16 protein-coding genes and 3 tRNA genes are annotated in these 15,527 nt (G+C 62.5%); 8 read left to right on the forward strand and 11 right to left on the reverse strand.

The window, feature by feature from the left end; genetic code table 11:
• Positions 1–11 precede the first annotated feature (11 nt).
• Together INT40_RS05630 and INT40_RS05635 are read right to left on the reverse strand one after the other, a co-directional pair.
• A complete protein-coding gene (locus INT40_RS05630) occupies positions 12–782 on the reverse strand; it encodes a sirohydrochlorin chelatase (protein WP_101575028.1) in 771 nt (256 codons plus the stop codon).
• Positions 783–1,658: an aldo/keto reductase gene (locus INT40_RS05635; RefSeq protein WP_308298084.1), complete on the reverse strand. Its 876-nt coding sequence runs from the start codon at positions 1,656–1,658 to the stop codon at positions 783–785. It abuts the gene before it with no gap.
• 137 nt (positions 1,659–1,795) lie between these two features.
• Here INT40_RS05635 and INT40_RS05640 point away from each other — a divergent pair, with 137 nt between their 5' ends.
• A complete protein-coding gene (locus INT40_RS05640) occupies positions 1,796–2,371 on the forward strand; it encodes a hypothetical protein (RefSeq protein ID WP_226830860.1) in 576 nt (191 codons plus the stop codon).
• A gap of 1 nt (position 2,372) precedes the next feature.
• On the opposite strand, the gene INT40_RS05645 is transcribed toward INT40_RS05640, so the two are convergent.
• A complete protein-coding gene (locus INT40_RS05645) occupies positions 2,373–3,332 on the reverse strand; it encodes a squalene cyclase (protein ID WP_413463174.1) in 960 nt (319 codons plus the stop codon).
• 156 nt (positions 3,333–3,488) lie between these two features.
• On the opposite strand from INT40_RS05645, the gene INT40_RS05650 reads away from it, so the two are divergent.
• Positions 3,489–4,049, forward strand: a complete 561-nt coding sequence (locus tag INT40_RS05650; RefSeq protein ID WP_193073168.1) for a PadR family transcriptional regulator — start codon at positions 3,489–3,491, stop codon at positions 4,047–4,049.
• On the opposite strand, the gene INT40_RS05655 is transcribed toward INT40_RS05650, so the two are convergent.
• Complete coding sequence (locus INT40_RS05655) at positions 4,046–4,831, reverse strand: SGNH/GDSL hydrolase family protein (protein ID WP_193073170.1); 786 nt, start codon at positions 4,829–4,831, stop codon at positions 4,046–4,048. The genes INT40_RS05650 and INT40_RS05655 overlap by 4 nt on opposite strands.
• 124 nt (positions 4,832–4,955) lie before the next feature.
• On the opposite strand from INT40_RS05655, the gene INT40_RS05660 reads away from it, so the two are divergent.
• Positions 4,956–5,186, forward strand: a complete 231-nt coding sequence (locus INT40_RS05660; RefSeq protein WP_193073171.1) for a hypothetical protein — start codon at positions 4,956–4,958, stop codon at positions 5,184–5,186.
• 53 nt (positions 5,187–5,239) lie between these two features.
• Here INT40_RS05660 and INT40_RS05665 read toward each other — a convergent pair.
• From INT40_RS05665 to INT40_RS05675, 3 genes are all read right to left on the reverse strand, one after another.
• A tRNA-Met gene (locus INT40_RS05665) sits at positions 5,240–5,313 on the reverse strand.
• 26 nt (positions 5,314–5,339) lie between these two features.
• A tRNA-Thr gene (locus tag INT40_RS05670) sits at positions 5,340–5,412 on the reverse strand.
• Between the two features lie 78 nt (positions 5,413–5,490).
• Entirely contained in the window at positions 5,491–6,291 is an 801-nt protein-coding gene (locus INT40_RS05675) for a glycerophosphodiester phosphodiesterase (protein ID WP_101574879.1), read from the reverse strand.
• A gap of 235 nt (positions 6,292–6,526) precedes the next feature.
• Here INT40_RS05675 and INT40_RS05680 point away from each other — a divergent pair, with 235 nt between their 5' ends.
• Both INT40_RS05680 and INT40_RS05685 read left to right on the forward strand, forming a co-directional pair.
• Entirely contained in the window at positions 6,527–7,699 is a 1,173-nt protein-coding gene (locus INT40_RS05680) for a hypothetical protein (RefSeq protein ID WP_101574878.1), read from the forward strand.
• Positions 7,696–8,901: a M20 metallopeptidase family protein gene (locus tag INT40_RS05685; protein ID WP_193095714.1), complete on the forward strand. Its 1,206-nt coding sequence runs from the start codon at positions 7,696–7,698 to the stop codon at positions 8,899–8,901. The genes INT40_RS05680 and INT40_RS05685 overlap by 4 nt, the downstream gene beginning before the upstream one ends.
• Here INT40_RS05685 and INT40_RS05690 read toward each other — a convergent pair.
• A complete protein-coding gene (locus INT40_RS05690; protein WP_193095715.1) occupies positions 8,898–9,395 on the reverse strand; it encodes a DUF1992 domain-containing protein in 498 nt (165 codons plus the stop codon). The two genes, INT40_RS05685 and INT40_RS05690, sit on opposite strands and share 4 nt — an antisense overlap.
• Before the next feature lie 119 nt (positions 9,396–9,514).
• Positions 9,515–9,596: transfer RNA gene (locus INT40_RS05695), tRNA-Tyr, on the reverse strand.
• A 145-nt stretch (positions 9,597–9,741) separates the two neighbouring features.
• Here INT40_RS05695 and INT40_RS05700 point away from each other — a divergent pair.
• From INT40_RS05700 to metE, 3 genes are all read left to right on the forward strand, one after another.
• Positions 9,742–10,233, forward strand: a complete 492-nt coding sequence (locus INT40_RS05700) for a YajQ family cyclic di-GMP-binding protein (RefSeq protein WP_180959104.1) — start codon at positions 9,742–9,744, stop codon at positions 10,231–10,233.
• Positions 10,234–10,442: 209 nt separating this feature from the next.
• Positions 10,443–11,495 (forward strand): methylenetetrahydrofolate reductase, encoded by a 1,053-nt coding sequence (locus INT40_RS05705; RefSeq protein ID WP_193095716.1) that lies wholly within the window; start codon positions 10,443–10,445, stop codon positions 11,493–11,495.
• Positions 11,492–13,813 (forward strand): 5-methyltetrahydropteroyltriglutamate--homocysteine S-methyltransferase, encoded by a 2,322-nt coding sequence (metE, locus tag INT40_RS05710; protein ID WP_101574874.1) that lies wholly within the window; start codon positions 11,492–11,494, stop codon positions 13,811–13,813. The genes INT40_RS05705 and metE overlap by 4 nt, the downstream gene beginning before the upstream one ends.
• A gap of 51 nt (positions 13,814–13,864) precedes the next feature.
• Here the strand turns inward: metE and INT40_RS05715 are convergent, their stop codons facing one another.
• Together INT40_RS05715 and INT40_RS05720 are read right to left on the reverse strand one after the other, a co-directional pair.
• Positions 13,865–14,476: a TetR/AcrR family transcriptional regulator gene (locus INT40_RS05715; protein WP_101574914.1), complete on the reverse strand. Its 612-nt coding sequence runs from the start codon at positions 14,474–14,476 to the stop codon at positions 13,865–13,867.
• A gap of 73 nt (positions 14,477–14,549) precedes the next feature.
• Positions 14,550–15,452, reverse strand: coding sequence for a GTP pyrophosphokinase family protein (locus INT40_RS05720; RefSeq protein WP_226830861.1), 903 nt, complete (start codon positions 15,450–15,452; stop codon positions 14,550–14,552).
• Positions 15,453–15,527 lie beyond the last annotated feature (75 nt).

Raw genomic sequence — 15,527 nt, forward strand, 5'->3', positions numbered from 1 at the left:
TTGACGCCGAGTCAGAGTGCTGAGATTATCCGATCGCGAACAATCTCGACCAGCAATGACGGGGCCTCCGCGCGGTCAAGGAGCAGCGGTGGGGTGAGGATGTCGCGGGACTCAGCAATGAGCGCCGAGGCGAGGTCCTGGAAGAATCCCGGGGCCAGGAGATAGCTCGAGAGCACTACACGTCCACCAGACCCACGTTTCTGCTCAACAATATCGCCCAGGCGGTCTCCCCCGCCGGCATGGAACCCCGCAACGACGGGCCTCGAGAGCTCATGAGCCAGTGATTCAGCCATCTCCAGGCAGGCGTCGTTGGCCCTGTCGTCACTCGATCCTGCGGCTGCTAGCACCACCTGGTCCTCGTCTTCGAGGTTCGGCAGACGCGCGGCCAGAATCTGGGCAAGGCGCGGGTCAGGTCCCAGAGTCGACGTCAGTCGGATGTCACGGCTTTCGGAGGTTCTTCGCGCTTCGCGTTCACCACCGCCTTGCGCACCGCGTCCATCTGCGCCTCCCGCGGCACGGATGGCTTCGGCCAGGTCGACATGCACGTGATACCCCGGGGAGAGCAGCAGCGGCACGAGGATCACCGGTGAGTCGTGGGGCAACGCCGAGAGCACCTCGGCGACATCGGGCTGTTGAACATCCACGTGGCCGAGCATCACCTCCTGGGCCAGCCCACGGGAGAGCAGGTCTTCGGTGACGGCGGAGGCGAGAGCTTCGATGACTCTGCGCCCCTCTCCCGACGATGTGCCGTGGGAGATGAGTCCGATCGATGGCAGCGGCATTCAGATCACCTCCAGTGGCATCGGTGAGCTTGGTGCAGGGAAAGCACAATCGATATCAGCCAGGTCGCCGCTCCCCAGCTCGATATCGACTGCAGCGGCGTTGGCACGCACGTGTTCTGGTGTCGAGGCCTTCGGTATGGCGATGACGTCCCCTGACCGGATTGCCCAGGCCAGCAGGATGTGGGCGGTGGTGACGTCGTGACGGCGGGCCACCTCGGCGAGGGTGGGATCCGTCAGCAGTCGCCCCTGTTCGACGGGCGAGTACGCCATCGTCGTGATGTGCGGACGGTTGCGGCGGTGGGTGGGCAGAAGATCGAACTCGGGTCCGCGGCGGGACGGGTTGAGCAGAACTTGGTTGACCTGCGGCACAGCAGGCAGCTCCATGATCTCGTCAGAGTCGAAGTTGCTCACGCCCCAGGCGCCGATGAGCCCCCGCTCGCGGAGCTGTTCGAAGGCTGCGATCGTCTCGTCCACGGGGTAGGCGCCGGGCCAGTGGAGGAGGTAGAGGTCGATGTGGTCGGTTCCGAGGACAGCCAGTGACCGTTCGCAGGCTTCAATGGTCCCGGATTCCGAGGCATTCGTGGGCAGAACCTTATCGACGAGAAACACGTCATCGCGCACAGGTGCGATCGCCTCTCCAACGAGGTTCTCGGAGCGTCCGGAGCCATACATCTCCGCGGTGTCAATGAGGTTCACGCCTAGTTCGATGCCCTCACGCAGGGCCGCGATCTCGACTTTCCTCTGCGCAGGGTCGTCGCCGATATGCCATGTGCCCTGCCCGAGGAGAGGAAGGGCCGTGCCGTTCGCTGTTGTCGTCGTGGGGATCATCCGGTCATCGTAGTCGAGCGTCCCGCGATGATGACCGCGTTGCGTCATGTGCCCGGATGGACACATGTGTCTCCGGATCTGAACAGCGAAATCCTTCGTCGTCGCCGCAGTGATGGCAGAATCGTCAGTGAACGCACAACGCCCGTGGTTGCCGGAGAGGCCATCACCGAACTTCTCTGAGGAGCATGACGATGAAATCGATGCCCAAGGCCGCATTCTCAGCCCGTACCATCACTGCCGCTGCCGGTATCGCCCTGGCCCTGGCCCTGACAGGCTGCGGCGGCGGGGAGAAGGACGAGCCGGCGAAGAAGTCCGATGAGGCCGCGCAGACAGAGAAGGGCGGCATGCAGGGCAAGGCTGCGCCGAGCGAGTCGGAAAGTGCGCCAGCCGTAGCCCCCAGCAAGTCTGCCGAGTCCGAGCCGAGCAAATCGAAGGATCTCTTCGCCGATGCCCCGCGGACCACGTCCTGGGCCAGTGATGACGGGATCAAGGTCGACAAAGAAGGCGATGGAAAGATCCCCACGGCATCCCTGGAAGCTGATATCGACGACCTGTTCACAAACAAGTTCGATATGAAGGTCTCGAAGGTCGAATGCCGTGATGATATGAAGGTCATGGGCTGGTGGGGTCTGACAAGCTGCGAGGTTCATACGAAGAAGAAGACCTACTTCGGCTCGGTCAAACTCGTCGATCACAAAGACAATATGATCAAGTACGAGGTCAAGTTCCCCGGGCTCGATAAGGACGAAGTGGACTTCTAGGTCATTGCGCGGACTGCGTCGAGTCCCACCATTTCAGAACACGAGTGGCTTGGAGGGTCACCCACTTCGACGGTTCACCGGTCGGCACGTCGACGTGGAACCAGACATCGCCGTCTAGCCGGTGCCCCTGCAGCCAGGTCCCGTCGGACTGCCGCTGGGATCTGATGGCCTCGATCGCCACGGACATTCGTGAGTCGGGCGAGGCTCCGTCCGCGTCTGCCGCCGCCCGAAAGTAGTCGGCCGCGGCGAGCACGTTGTAATAGGCCCGCCGAGGATGGGCGAAGCTGAATACTCGACTGTAGAAGGGCTCCCCCGTCGAGAGTCTGCGGAAGAGTTCGCGCCGCAACAGATACTTCTCTCCTCGGGCACGCGCGGCCGCGACCCGCTCGGCGTCACCGGTGCGAACCTGGTAGTCGAGGAGTCCGATCAGGGCATTGAGCGTGGAATGGAAGGAAGCCACTGTCGAGCCGTCCACCCATTCGCAGTTCCAACCCCCATCGTCGAGCTGGTGGTCGAGGAACCAATCCACGATCTCATCGACGTCGGCACCGAGCCACAGGCCGTTCGACAGGGTCATCGCGTTGATGCAGACATCGACCTCCCCGCCCCAGTAGGGCATGTCCTCGTATTCCCACTTCACCGGGACCAGCTGTGCCGCGGTTCCCTCCAGCGCCGAGGCAGGAACTCCCCATTCACGAAGCTCGTTGAGTGCCCAGGTGGTGGCCGTCCACGGCTGCGGGCCCTCTCCCCTGAAGTCGGCTGGGAAGTACGCGCCTCCCGCCCACTGCCCGTCTGCGTCTTGGCGGCTGAGGAGCTCACGGCCGAACCCTTCGGCAGGGACCCGTTTCCGAGTCTCCTGCCAGGTGTCTTCGTCGACGTCTAAGAGGTCGCGCTCGACCTGCCAGCGCAGTGCAGGGTCGGAGTCCAGAAGCCAGTCGCTGAGCGAAGTGTCAATCATCATTGATTTCCTACTGTCGGCAGGTGTCTTACTGTGGGCAGGTGTGTGAGCCCGAGTCTACGTCGTATCGGCATGACGGGCGCTGCGAATCTGTTCATTGCCGAGGTGGGGAATAATCAGCTTTGTGATCATTCCGGGCACCGGGCTATGGTGTCGGCTATGGCACTTCAGGATGCAATTTTGGCCGCTCTCTCCAATGGCGAGTCATCGGGATACGACATGGCGAAGGCCTTCGATGTGACTGTTTCGAACTTCTGGACCGCCTCTCCGCAGCAGCTCTACCGCGAACTCGACAAGATGGAGACCGCCGGCCTGATCGAGGCTCAAGTGGTCCAGCAGGTGAAGCGACCGAACAAGCGACTGTTCTCCCTCACCGACCGTGGCCGAGAGGAGTTGCGCAATTTCACCGTCCGCGCGCCCAAACCAACTGCGATCCGTGACGAGCTGCTCGTCCAGGTCGAGGCCATGAACCTGGGAGACGCCGCAGCGATCGCAGCCAATGTGCAGGACAAGCTCGCGGCTTCAGAGTCAAAGCTCCAACGCTACGAACGCTCTCAAAGCAACCTGCTCGAGGGCCGGAGCGAGCAGACTTTCCTGTCCGAGGCGGATCACCTCGGTCCTTACCTCACGTTGGCCAGAGGCATCACTTTCGAACAGGAGAACATCCGCTGGTGCGAGTTCGTTCTGACGATTCTCGCCGACCGGACTGCAACCCCTTAGCGTCCGTCGGCAACGATCGGCTCGAGGTGTGGTCTCTTGGCCACCCGGCCGTCCCCGGATGATTTGCCAGTGAGCCGCCGATAGATCCACGGTCGTACGTGTGTCCACCACCAGTGTGCTTCGGTCCTGGCCGTGCGCAGCGGTGCTGGCCCCTCGGGTGCACTGAGCACATCGAAGTCGACCGGCAGGCCGAAACTTTCCGCCGCCGCGCAGGCGAGCCGTTCGTGGCCTAGCGGGGCGAGGTGAAGTCGATCATCGTCCCATGCACGGGGATCTTCGAAAACCGAGTTGGTGGTGTTGGTGAGCGGCTGGATTCCGTATTCGTCGGCGAGGTACTGGTAGATCGCGTTGAGACGCAGTCGACGGGTGTTGATCAGTGGACCGGCTGGTGAGACTCCGGCGATGTTGGGGATGGGAACGACGAAGACCTTGGCCCCGGCCGAGGTGAGGGGCTCGACGAGCCCCACGAGGTCGCTCTTCAGCGCGTCGAAGTCGACCCGGGGCCGCATGATGTCATTCATTCCGGCGGTGAGGGTCACAAAGTCGGGCCGCATATCAGTAGCCGTCTGAGCTTGAGTGTCGACGACCTGGGCAGTCTTGTACCCACGCACAGCCAAGTTCGCATAGTGGATCGGCCGTTCATTGCCGTAATGCGCGGTGAGAAGGGAGGCCAGGCGATCGGTCCAGCCTCGCGCGCTGCCATCAGGCCACGGCTCGTCACCGACGCCTTCGGACAAGCTGTCACCGATCGCAACGTAGCGCAGCGGAAGAGGATCGTTCATCACAGGCTCCATTAGTCAACAAATTGAGTAACAGCCAGCGTAGCTTCGCCCCCAGCCCCGAGTCCAACATCTGAACGTGTCCGATCACACAGGAATTTCCATTTCTCAGGTAACCTTGCTTTTTATGAGGGAGCCGATCTCCGAGCGCCGACGCAAGCTGCGAGAATCCATCATCGTGATGGTCCTCGTCTTAATTGTCCTGTCCAGCTTCAAACTTCTTCACTGGGGCTCACAAGATCAGTCCTGGTATCAGGTCATCCTCGTGGCCCCTGTAGCCGCTGCCATCTACTGGGCGCTGACCAATTCGCTTCGAAAGTTCACGGAGGACGATGCCACTGCGAAACCACAGGCTTGAGTGGCGAATCAGAAAGAACCCCCATCCCTTAGATGGAGGTTCTTCTGTCAGAGTAGCGGGAGGGGGACTCGATCCCCCGACCTCACGATTATGAGTCGTGCGCTCTAACCAGCTGAGCTACCCCGCCCCAGCACCGCATTTAAGCGGCACGAGAGCCCCGAAAGGGATTCGAACCCTTGACCTTCTCCTTACCATGGAGATGCTCTACCGACTGAGCTATCGGGGCAACAGGTAAGAATTTACACGGCTTCGCGCAACGAGGGCAAATCGGCGATCAGTGACGTCACTCACAGATCGCAGAACCTCACTTCACCGGGTCGAATCTGCCCGCCAGGAACCCCTGCAGACGGCCGGGTTGATTTGTGATGATGCCATCGACCTCGGCATCGAGGAGCTCGCGCCATTCGTTCATGGAATCTGCCGTCCAGACGAATACGCCCAGGTCATTGTCGCGAATCTCGGTGACGACGGACCTGCGCATCGAGAATCCCTTGTACGAGGGGTTGATTGCAACAGCCCCCAGCGCCCGTGCGATCTCGATGTCCTCGGGCCGCGGGACCATGCGCAGTAAGAACCGCGAGACCATCGGCAGCATGTCTCGGCAGGCTGCGAGGGTCTCAGTGTTGAACGACTGCACGACCATCCGATCGGCGGTGCCGGTCTCGACGACGAGCTCGGAGATCTGCGCGACCGCACCGGAGGACCACTCCCCCTTGAGCTCAAGCAGGAGTTCGCCGCCTCGGTGCTGAATATCTCGCATCACGGCCGCCAGCGTCGGAATCCGGACGCCGGTGAATCCGGGACCCATCCAGGAGCCTGCGTCGACGAAGGAGAGTTCCTCCGCCGTCAGATTCGCGACCGGACCTTTCCTGTTAGTGGTCCGGTCAAGGTCCGGGTCATGGAGGATGACTGGGACTCCATCGGCGCTCGTCGAGGTGTCGACTTCGATGAAGTCCACGTCGAGGGCTCGTGCCGCATCCACAGCGGCGAGGCTGTTCTCCGGGGCCACCCCGGAATATCCACGGTGTGCGATCACCAAGGGCCGCTTCGAGGAACCGGGGCGTTCGGTGATCCCACGTTCGTGCAGGAACTGCAGAAAACTCATACGCCCAGACTATGCCCTGCCCTGGCCCTCGTCTCAATCCGAATGCATTCCAGTTCCGCACCAGAGACACGGTGACGCGGCCCTGAAGTGTCTTCAATATCTTGAATGCTGAGAAGGGCCTGGGCGCAAAGTCGGAACAGGCAATAACGTACTCACTGTGAGTTACTTCATATCTTCACTGTCGTAGATATGAGAAGCACCCCACACACCACCCACCACCTTTGAAAGGATCGCAATGGAAGGCATCTACGCTGCCGCGATCGTGCTCGGCTTCATCGCCATCGGCGAATTGGTCTCGATCTGGTCCAAGGCCCGCGTCCCCAGTCTCCTCGTGGCGATGTTGGGTATCTTCATCTTCGCCAAGATCGGCATCGTCCCCGACACCGTCGTCGACGATTCGATGCTCGTCCAGGTCTACTCCATTCTCGTGGCACCACTGCTCTTCCACATGGGTACGCTCATTCCCCTGCGTGTGATGCTCAAACAGTGGCGTTCGGTCATCATCGCCGTCTCCGGCATGCTCGTGGCCGTACTGCTCATCTTCTTCATCATCGCGCCCATCTTCGGGTTCGAGACCTTCGTCGCCGGTTCAGGCCCGCTGGCCGGCGGCATCGTCGCCACCAGCCTCACGACGGAGGGCCTGACAGCTCACGGGGCCGCCTCGGCGATCATCGTCCTTCCGGCTCTCGTCCTCATGCTGCAGTCTTTGCCGTCGATGCCGCTGACGAACTTCCTGCTTCGTCGCTACGCCAAGAACCTGCGCGACAGCGGCGAACTCCACGAACTCGCCGCGGCTCACCACGAGGACGAGGCGGACGCCGCCACGAAAAAGAAACTCGTGACCCTGCCGGCATTTCTCGTCGACAACCAGCTGTTCATGCTCTTCCTCATCCTCGTCGGCGGTTCGATCGCGACCCTCCTGGAGGCTCCCACACACATCCCGTCATCGATCATCGCGCTCATCCTCGGCATCGCCGCCACTGCAGCGGGCCTGTCCCCGGACAAGGCGATGGAACGGTCGAACTCCTTCGGCGTGGCCATGTCCGGCGTGATCGCAATCGTCATGGCCCCACTGGTCTCAGCCTCAGTGCAAGACGTCATCAACGCGTTCGTGCCCACCATTTCGATCCTCGTCATCGGCGGCATCGGCATTCTCGTCGGTGGCTTCATCGCTACGAAGCTGCTGAGGTGGAAGTCTTCGCTGGGAATGTCGGTGGCCCTGACCGCCATGTACGGCTTCCCGGCCGACTACCTGCTCACCAACGAGGTCGCACGCTCGATCGCCCGTGACGACGATGAGAAGGAAGCACTCCTCAACGTCATGTTGCCGCCGATGCTCGTCGGCGGCTTCACCTCGGTCAGTGCCGGCTCTGTCGTCATCGCCAGCGTCCTCGTCGGAATGCTGTGACCAGCCTACTGGCCGAGGCGAACACCCTCCTGCCTCGGCTGCAGGAACTCCGACGCAACCTGCACGCCCACCCCGAGGTCGGGCTCGACCTGCCGCAGACGCAGGCCACGGTGCTCGCTGCCTTGGAGGGCCTCGATCTGGAGGTGAGCACGGGCGTTGGGACCACCTCGGTGGTGGCGGTTCTGCGCGGAACCCACCCGGATAGGCCCGCGTATGCTCCCGCCGTCCTGCTGCGCGGGGACATGGACGCACTGCCCGTCGAGGAGATGACCGAGGAGCCGTTCAAGTCGACGAATGGGAACATGCACGCCTGTGGCCATGACCTGCACACCGCGGGACTCGTCGGTGCCGCACTGCTGCTGCATGCCCACCGCGAGGATCTTGCTGGCGATGTCGTCTTCATGTTCCAGCCTGGCGAAGAGGGCCACAACGGCGCCTCCGTGATGATCAACGAGGGCGTTCTCGAGGTTGCGGGGCCCCGTGCGATCGCCGCCTTCGGGGCACATGTTCACATGGGCCCCAAGGGTCTCGTGTCGACGAAGCCCGGAACGCTGCAGGCCGGTTCCAACGTCCTTCACATCACCCTCCACGGACGCGGGGGCCACGGCTCCCAACCGCAGTCGGCCGTGGACCCGGTCCCGGCCCTGGCCGAACTCGTCACCGCACTCCAGAACATGGTCAGCCGACGGATCAGCACCTTCGACCCGATCGCCTTGTCCGTGACCCAGCTGAAGGCAGGTGAAGCGGTCAACGTCATCCCCGCCTCGGCGAGCCTGGGTGCCACCGTCCGCACCCTGTCCCAGGAAACATTGGACATTGTGCGGGTCCAGTCGAAACAGCTTGCTCGGGGTATCGCGGAGGCTCACGGATGCACCGCCGAGGTGGATTTCCAGGTGCAGTATCCCGTGACCGTCAACGACGCGGCAGAGACAGAATGGACCGTTGACCAGGTCCGCAGCCTGTTGGGCGAGGACCGCTTGGAGGTCTCACCGCATCCGATCATGCCCAGTGAGGACTTCTCGTTCGTTTTGCAGGAGGTTCCGGGCACCTACATGATGCTCGGTGCCAAACGCACCGACGTGCCCGAGGAACTCCAAGGCGACAACCACTCCCCCTTCGTCGTCTTCGACGACAGCGTCCTCGGTGATCAGGCAGCACTGCTGGCCCACCTGGCCCTGGAACGACTGCGCAAGGAACTCTAACTGCGCCTTCTGCGCCACCATCGCCGAGGCGGTTGTTCGGCTGTCGGGGCCCGGTGCGGGTTCTGCGTTTCGTGGCGAGCTTCCCGGCGCTGACGCCAGGCGATGATTTCCTCATCGACCTTCCGTGGTGGAGTGAACACGGGCGGCCCCTCACGCAGGTCCATGACGGCCTCCCGCACCCGTGCATTGAAGCTGGCGAGATAGTCGCGGACGTCGGCCTCTTTTGAGAACGCATCGAGGGTGTCTTCGAGGACTGCGTTTTCTTTGCGCAGCTGGAAGGCGGCGGGGGCGACACCGCTGAGCTCTTCCCGCTCCATCTTCTGCTTGATCCACCAATCGGGATCCTCGGAGTTGTGGAGACCTGTCAGGGGTTTGCCAAGGCCGGGGAGGTTTTCGAAGTCGCCGCGCCTGATCGCTTTGTCCAGCGCGGACTCGACGATCGCGTTGCGATCCTGAATCGAACCTATGCGGCGGGGAGGCTGTTCTTCGGTCATGGCGAGAAATCCATTCGGCTTTTCCTCCACAGTAGGCAGGTATCTCGGTCCGCGCAATGGGGATGAATGCGAAGAAGCCCTGTGATCAGGTGATGATCACAGGGCTTCCCCTGTCTGCGTGGCAGATGAAGGATTCGAACCTTCGAAGGCAATGCCGGCTGATTTACAGTCAGCTCCCTTTGGCCGCTCGGGCAATCTGCCGCAGTGTGCGCTCGATGAGCACTTGAAAATACTACAAGCCCGCACCCGGAATCACCAACTCGATAGACGCAGATCACAATTATGCGTCTCGACTACACTCGGTGACCAGATACTCGTCCATCCACTCACCACACAAGGAGCATTCATGGCCAGCGAATCCTCATTCGACGTCGTCAGCAAGGTCGATCGGCAGGAAGCCGACAACGCCCTGAACCAGGCGGCCAAAGAGATCAACTCACGCTACGACTTCCGCGGTACCGACGCCTCGATCGCCTGGACCGGAGAAGCCATCCAAATGAGGGCCGTCAGCGAAGACCGGGTCAAGGCGATCCTCGACGTCTTCCAGTCCAAACTGGTCAAGCGCGGCATCTCCCTGAAATCCCTTGACGACGGCGAGCCCTACCCCTCGGGCAAGGAATACCGCATCGATGCCAGTCTCAAGGAGGGCATCGACAAGGACAACGCGAAGAAGATTTCGAAGTACATCCGGGACGAGGGTCCCAAAGGCGTCAAGGCCCAGATCCAGGGTGAGGAGCTGCGCGTGAGCTCGAAGAAGCGCGACGACCTGCAGGAAGTCATCTCCCTGCTCAAGGGCAAGGACCTCGATCTCGACCTGCAGTTCGTCAATTACCGCTGAGCCACCCCTGACTCAGCACTCAGCCAGGGCAGCGCTCCTCTCCTCCGCGACCCCATCTCCATACCCCAAGCCAGCTTCTCCCCAGTCTTCATGACGCAACAAGTCCCCTTTTGACCGACTCGGTCGTTCTCTGACGCGTTCATGACGGACTGCGACGCCGATCGCGCCTCCCTCGCGCACTGCTCTGAGCTCGGCGGCAGGATGGCGGCATGTCCATTACCTATTCCCCGGCGACATCCACACCAAGGGTCTCGGCTTCGGCCCCGCTGACCCTTGCCGAACCGGCGCCCGCGCCGTCTCACCGCCTGCGCCGCGCTCTGTCCTTCGAGGTCATCCCACCGCGCTCGGCGACGCAGGCGGCGAGAATGCCCGAGCTCCTGCGTTTCCTGGACTCGCTGAACCCCGACTATCTGGCGGTGACCTCCTCGGCGAGGAGCAACTGGCTGCAGGGCACCGCAGACTTCATCGAGCACATCCGCGCCCACACCTCCTTGCGACCCCTCGCACACTTGGCCTGCACCGCCGGCACACAGACCGAACTGCTGGGCTGGATCGATCACCTCCTGGGAGTCGGCGTGCGCGGCTTCCTCGCCATCCGCGGAGACTTCCCCGACGGAGTCAGCGCAGTGCCCACCGATCATCTGCCTCATGCCGATGCTCTCGTGCAACTGCTGCGGCAAATCGAAGGGGACAATGTGGCGTGCCTGGCCGCAGGCCGCTTGGGTATCGGAGTCGCGGCCTACCCTTCGGGGCATTGCGAGTCATCAGGCCCGGACGAAGACCTCGACGTCCTCGCGGCCAAGCAGCGCAACGGTGCTGACTTCGCGATCACCCAGCTCTTCTTCGACCCCTACGCCTATGCAGACCTGTGCAGGCGGGCCGATCACGCTGGCATCACGATCCCGATCATTCCCGGCATCCTGCCCATCACCGATGCCAAACGCCTGCACACGATGGGCCGACTCGCCGGCCTCCCGGTCCCCGAATCGCTCCTGGCCCGCTTCGATCGCGCCCACGACGAGGCGACCGCACGCCGGATCGGCCTTGAAATCACGGCCGAGCACACCGCCGCACTGCTCGAACAGGGCGCTCACGGGCTGCACTTCTACACATTCAACGACCTGCACACGACCGAGGACCTTCTCTCCGCACTCCAGCGTGCGGGAGTCAGTCTCACGTCGTTCCAACCGTCACCACCACCTCGGCGGTGGCCGCCCTCACCGAACCACACACCCACGAAAGAGAAGGACACACAGATATGACCACCGCATTTCCCACGGCCACCATCACCGGCTATCCGCGCATCGGCCCGAAACGCGAGCAGAAGAAGGCCCTCGAAAGCTTCTGGGCGGGACGCATCGACGCCGAAGTGTTCGCCCAGTCGGTGCACACACTGCGGCTGAGCACCTACCACCGACTGCGGGATCTGGGCCTGGATGAGGACTATTCGATCCCCGCCTCTTACAGCCATTATGACCATGTACTCGACACCGCGCTGAGCGTCGGACTCATCGCTTCGGAGACGAACGGCACCGACTTCGACCTCGATGAATACTTCGCCCTGGCACGTGGCACGGCGCAACGCTCACCACTGGAGATGACCAAATGGTTCGACACCAACTACCACTATCTGGTGCCCGAGCTCGAGGATTCCACGAGCTTCAAGGCTCACCCTCAGCACCTGCTCTCCCTCGTCTCGGAAGCCCGAGCCGCCGGTCACACCGTCCGGCCTGTCCTCGTCGGGCCCGTGACCCTGCTGGCACTGGCCAAGAGCGCACCCGGCAGCACCACCTCGGCATTCGAGCGCCTCGACGAACTCACGGCCGTCTACCGTGACGTCATCAGCATCCTCGCCGCGGCCGGGGTCGACTGGGTCCAGCTGGACGAACCGGCCCTCGTCACCGACTTCACCGAGCACACAGATGAGGAGCTCGCCGAGGCGGTCTCGCGCACCTATGCTGCCCTGACCGGGTCGAGCACCCACCCGCAGATCTTCGTCACCGCCCCGTACGGAAGCCTGCGAGCCGGGCTGCCCGCGCTGGCGAATTCGGGCATCGACGCGCTCGGCGTGGATGTCTCAGCAGCTACTCGCGCAATCGATCCGGATTATGTGCGCCGCATCGCCTCCACGGTTCCAGCTTCGGTCGACCTCGTCGCCGGTGTCATCGACGGACGCAACGTCTGGGCCGATGATCTGCGCACGAGTCTGAAAGTATTGGACGATCTGGGCCGTGAGTCGCTCAGCGTTTCCACCTCGACCACGCTGCTCCACGTCCCCCACACCGTGAACGATGAGAAGAACCTGCCGGTCGATGTCGCCTCCTGGCTCTCCTTCGCCGAGGAGAAGGTCACCGAGGTCGACGCGTTGGCCACCGCGCTGGCCAACGGACCCGATGCACGCCCGGAGGCGTTCGCCAGAGCCGATCGCGTGCAGCGGACTCGCACGGAATCATCCCGGGTCCACAACGCCGAGGTGGCGGCGCGAACTGCAGGTGTGGCCGGGGACGCTGGCTACCGCACGGATTTCGAGACCCGCGCTGCGGCGCAGTCCTCCCTCGATGTGCCCCGACTGCCGACAACGACGATCGGCTCGTTCCCGCAGACTGCTGAGGTTCGTCTCGCGCGCGCGGACCACCGTGCTGGGCGCATCGATTCCGAGGAATACACTGCTGCGATGAGAGCCGAGATCGACAGTGTGGTCGGGCTACAGGAGGAGCTGGGCCTGGATGTCATCGTCCACGGCGAACCCGAACGCAATGACATGGTCCAGTATTTCGCAGAGAATCTCGACGGCTTCGCGACCACGGACAACGGATGGGTCCAGTCCTATGGTTCACGGTGCACCCGACCGCCGATCCTCTTCGGTGATGTCTCGCGGCCAGAGGCGATCACCGTCGAATGGTCGACCTATGCCGGCACGAGAACCAGCCGCCCGGTGAAGGGGATGCTCACCGGCCCGGTGACGATCCTCGCCTGGTCCTTCGTCCGCGATGATGTGGCCTTGGCACAGTCGGCCGACCAGATCGCCTTGGCGCTTGCCGATGAGGTCGCCGATCTCGAGGCTGCCGGCATCAGGATCATTCAGGTCGATGAACCTGCGCTGCGAGAACTCCTCCCCCTCCGCGAGGACAGCCGTGCCACTTACCTCGACTGGTCGGTGAGGTCGTTCCGCCTGGTGAATGCGCAGGTCGATGCGGGCACGCAGGTCCATACACATCTGTGCTATTCGGAATTCGGTGAGATCATCGAGGCGATCAATGCGCTCGATGCCGATGTCACGAGCATCGAGGCGGCACGGTCACGCATGGAGGTGCTCAACGACATCGCTGATTTCAACTTCGTCCGCGGCATCGGGCCGGGAATCTACGATATCCACTCACCACGTGTGCCCTCGGTCGCGGAGCTCACTGAACTCATCGAGGCAGCTTTGGCCAACGTAGCCGCCGAACGCCTGTGGATCAATCCTGACTGTGGATTGAAGACTCGCGGCTATCCCGAGGTGAGACAGGCACTGACCAATCTGGTGGCCGCCCGAGACGCGGTGCTGGCCGGTGACCGCGCAGACCACGTGTTGGTCTGAGTCAGCGTGCGGGCCTGAGACGACCTGTTGGATGGGCAGCACAGCACCGGGTCACCGAGAATAGGTCGACCACATGGCCCGCTGTGAAAAGTCAGCGATTCGCAGCAGCTCGTTGCGTTCGACACCGTGGTGCGATTGGGCAGCCAGCCCATGCCAGTTCGCCTGCACGAAGCCGGTGACGACATCTGCGTCGGTTCCGCCCAAGATCTCGCCCTCGTCGATCGCCGTGCCGATGCGAGCACGGAGGAGGCCTTCGTTCTTCTTCAGCATGGTCGAGATGTCCCCGCGCGCATTCTGCGTTGCGGGGACATCGGACATGACTGCGCTGGTGATGAGGCAGCCGGGATGAGAATCGGCTGGCTGAGTGAATTCGAGGACCGAGGACCTCAACAGCCCATCGACGGCCACGCTGATGGACTGCGCCGCCATTGCCTTTTCGTAGATGGCCGTATACCGCTGCGCGTAGACTCCAACGGTCTCGTCGAACAGACCCGCCTTGCTGTCGAATGCCGAGTACAGGCTCGAGGTCGAGATGCCGATCGTCGAGGTCAGATCCCGTGTCGAGGTACCGCTGTAGCCACGACGCCAGAACAGTCGTGCGGCCTCGAGCACGGCCTGGGCCCGGTCGAATTCGGGAGGTCGACCGCGGTTGTTCGCTTCCACCTTTTCATTATAGAGCGCCTGCTCCACAAGCAACTCTGGAGCAGATGCTCCACAAGAGCCCTTGGGCCGGAGCTCAGTCGTCGGCCAGTGCCATCGGGATGTAGTACAGACCCTTCGAGTCCTCTTCGACGGTGACACGCAGGCGGTCATCGACACTGATGAAGTCGTTGACTTTTATGGTGCCCTTGGAGTCGCTGAGCTTGCGGACTGCGAAGGCAGGGATGAGTCCCTGTCGGCCATCGGTGTCGACAGCCAAAGCGTATTTCGGACCGGTGGCCCTGACCTTGACCTCGATGGTGTCGTCTGCGGCAGAGGGCACCGACGTTTCGAGATCGGGGTTCGTCAATGCAGATAGCTCGACCGCAAGAGTATCGGCCATGTCATCAACGGTTGCCAGCATGTTCGCCATCGCACGGGCGAACTCACCGTGCAGCTCACTGGGCTTCATTGCCGCGCCGGGTTTGTACATGTCCTCGTGGGTCAACTCGCCCCAGGCGTCTTGGAGCCTGGTCTTGACTTGGATCTCCGCAAAGACCGGCTCCCCCTGATCAGAGGGAATCTGCAAGGTCACGTGACAGGCCCGATAGCCGCTGGGTTTGGGCGGGTCGACGTAGTTCTTCTGCTCGATGAGGACGAAGGGTCCAAGCTGCTGCGGGTCCGTGAGAGAGTCGAACATCATCTTCTGATCACGCGGCGATTTGCACAGCACCTTCACCCCGACGATGTCGCGGATGTGATTCTCCACATCGCGTGGGGAGGATATCTGCAACGACGGGTCGTCGGCGATCTTTTCGCCGAGCTTGGCCAGGGTGCGAGCCGGATCTTTGATTCGATGGCCGTCGACATCCAGGCGAGAGATGTCCTTGTCCTTCAGCAGACCCCTCTGCTGCTGTTTGAGCCAGCGCTTGATCCGCACGGCGGCAGACTCCCAGGCATCGCGTCGCTGCGCATACGCCTGCGAGATTACTTCCCTCATTGCCGAATCCGGGCTCAACGTACCTCCTCTGTCACAGGGCTCATCACTGCTTCCATCAAACCACGAGCGCGCCAC

The sequence above is a fragment of the Brevibacterium sp. FME17 genome (assembly GCF_014897515.1).
GTDB lineage: Bacteria > Actinomycetota > Actinomycetes > Actinomycetales > Brevibacteriaceae > Brevibacterium.

What these genes read in the sequence shown, in the direction of transcription:
- INT40_RS05690 (WP_193095715.1), bottom strand. Translation starts at nt 9,395, where the DNA reads ATGACCGAAGAACAGCCTCCCCGCCGCATAGGTTCGATTCAGGATCGC.
- INT40_RS05700 (WP_180959104.1), top strand. Translation starts at nt 9,742, where the DNA reads ATGGCCAGCGAATCCTCATTCGACGTCGTCAGCAAGGTCGATCGGCAG.
- INT40_RS05645 (WP_413463174.1), bottom strand. Translation starts at nt 3,332, where the DNA reads ATGATGATTGACACTTCGCTCAGCGACTGGCTTCTGGACTCCGACCCT.
- INT40_RS05650 (WP_193073168.1), top strand. Translation starts at nt 3,489, where the DNA reads ATGGCACTTCAGGATGCAATTTTGGCCGCTCTCTCCAATGGCGAGTCA.
- INT40_RS05635 (WP_308298084.1), bottom strand. Translation starts at nt 1,658, where the DNA reads ATGACGCAACGCGGTCATCATCGCGGGACGCTCGACTACGATGACCGG.
- INT40_RS05705 (WP_193095716.1), top strand. Translation starts at nt 10,443, where the DNA reads ATGTCCATTACCTATTCCCCGGCGACATCCACACCAAGGGTCTCGGCT.
- INT40_RS05675 (WP_101574879.1), bottom strand. Translation starts at nt 6,291, where the DNA reads ATGAGTTTTCTGCAGTTCCTGCACGAACGTGGGATCACCGAACGCCCC.
- INT40_RS05640 (WP_226830860.1), top strand. Translation starts at nt 1,796, where the DNA reads ATGACGATGAAATCGATGCCCAAGGCCGCATTCTCAGCCCGTACCATC.
- metE (WP_101574874.1), top strand. Translation starts at nt 11,492, where the DNA reads ATGACCACCGCATTTCCCACGGCCACCATCACCGGCTATCCGCGCATC.
- INT40_RS05660 (WP_193073171.1), top strand. Translation starts at nt 4,956, where the DNA reads ATGAGGGAGCCGATCTCCGAGCGCCGACGCAAGCTGCGAGAATCCATC.
- INT40_RS05630 (WP_101575028.1), bottom strand. Translation starts at nt 782, where the DNA reads ATGCCGCTGCCATCGATCGGACTCATCTCCCACGGCACATCGTCGGGA.
- INT40_RS05680 (WP_101574878.1), top strand. Translation starts at nt 6,527, where the DNA reads ATGGAAGGCATCTACGCTGCCGCGATCGTGCTCGGCTTCATCGCCATC.
- INT40_RS05720 (WP_226830861.1), bottom strand. Translation starts at nt 15,452, where the DNA reads ATGAGGGAAGTAATCTCGCAGGCGTATGCGCAGCGACGCGATGCCTGG.
- INT40_RS05655 (WP_193073170.1), bottom strand. Translation starts at nt 4,831, where the DNA reads ATGAACGATCCTCTTCCGCTGCGCTACGTTGCGATCGGTGACAGCTTG.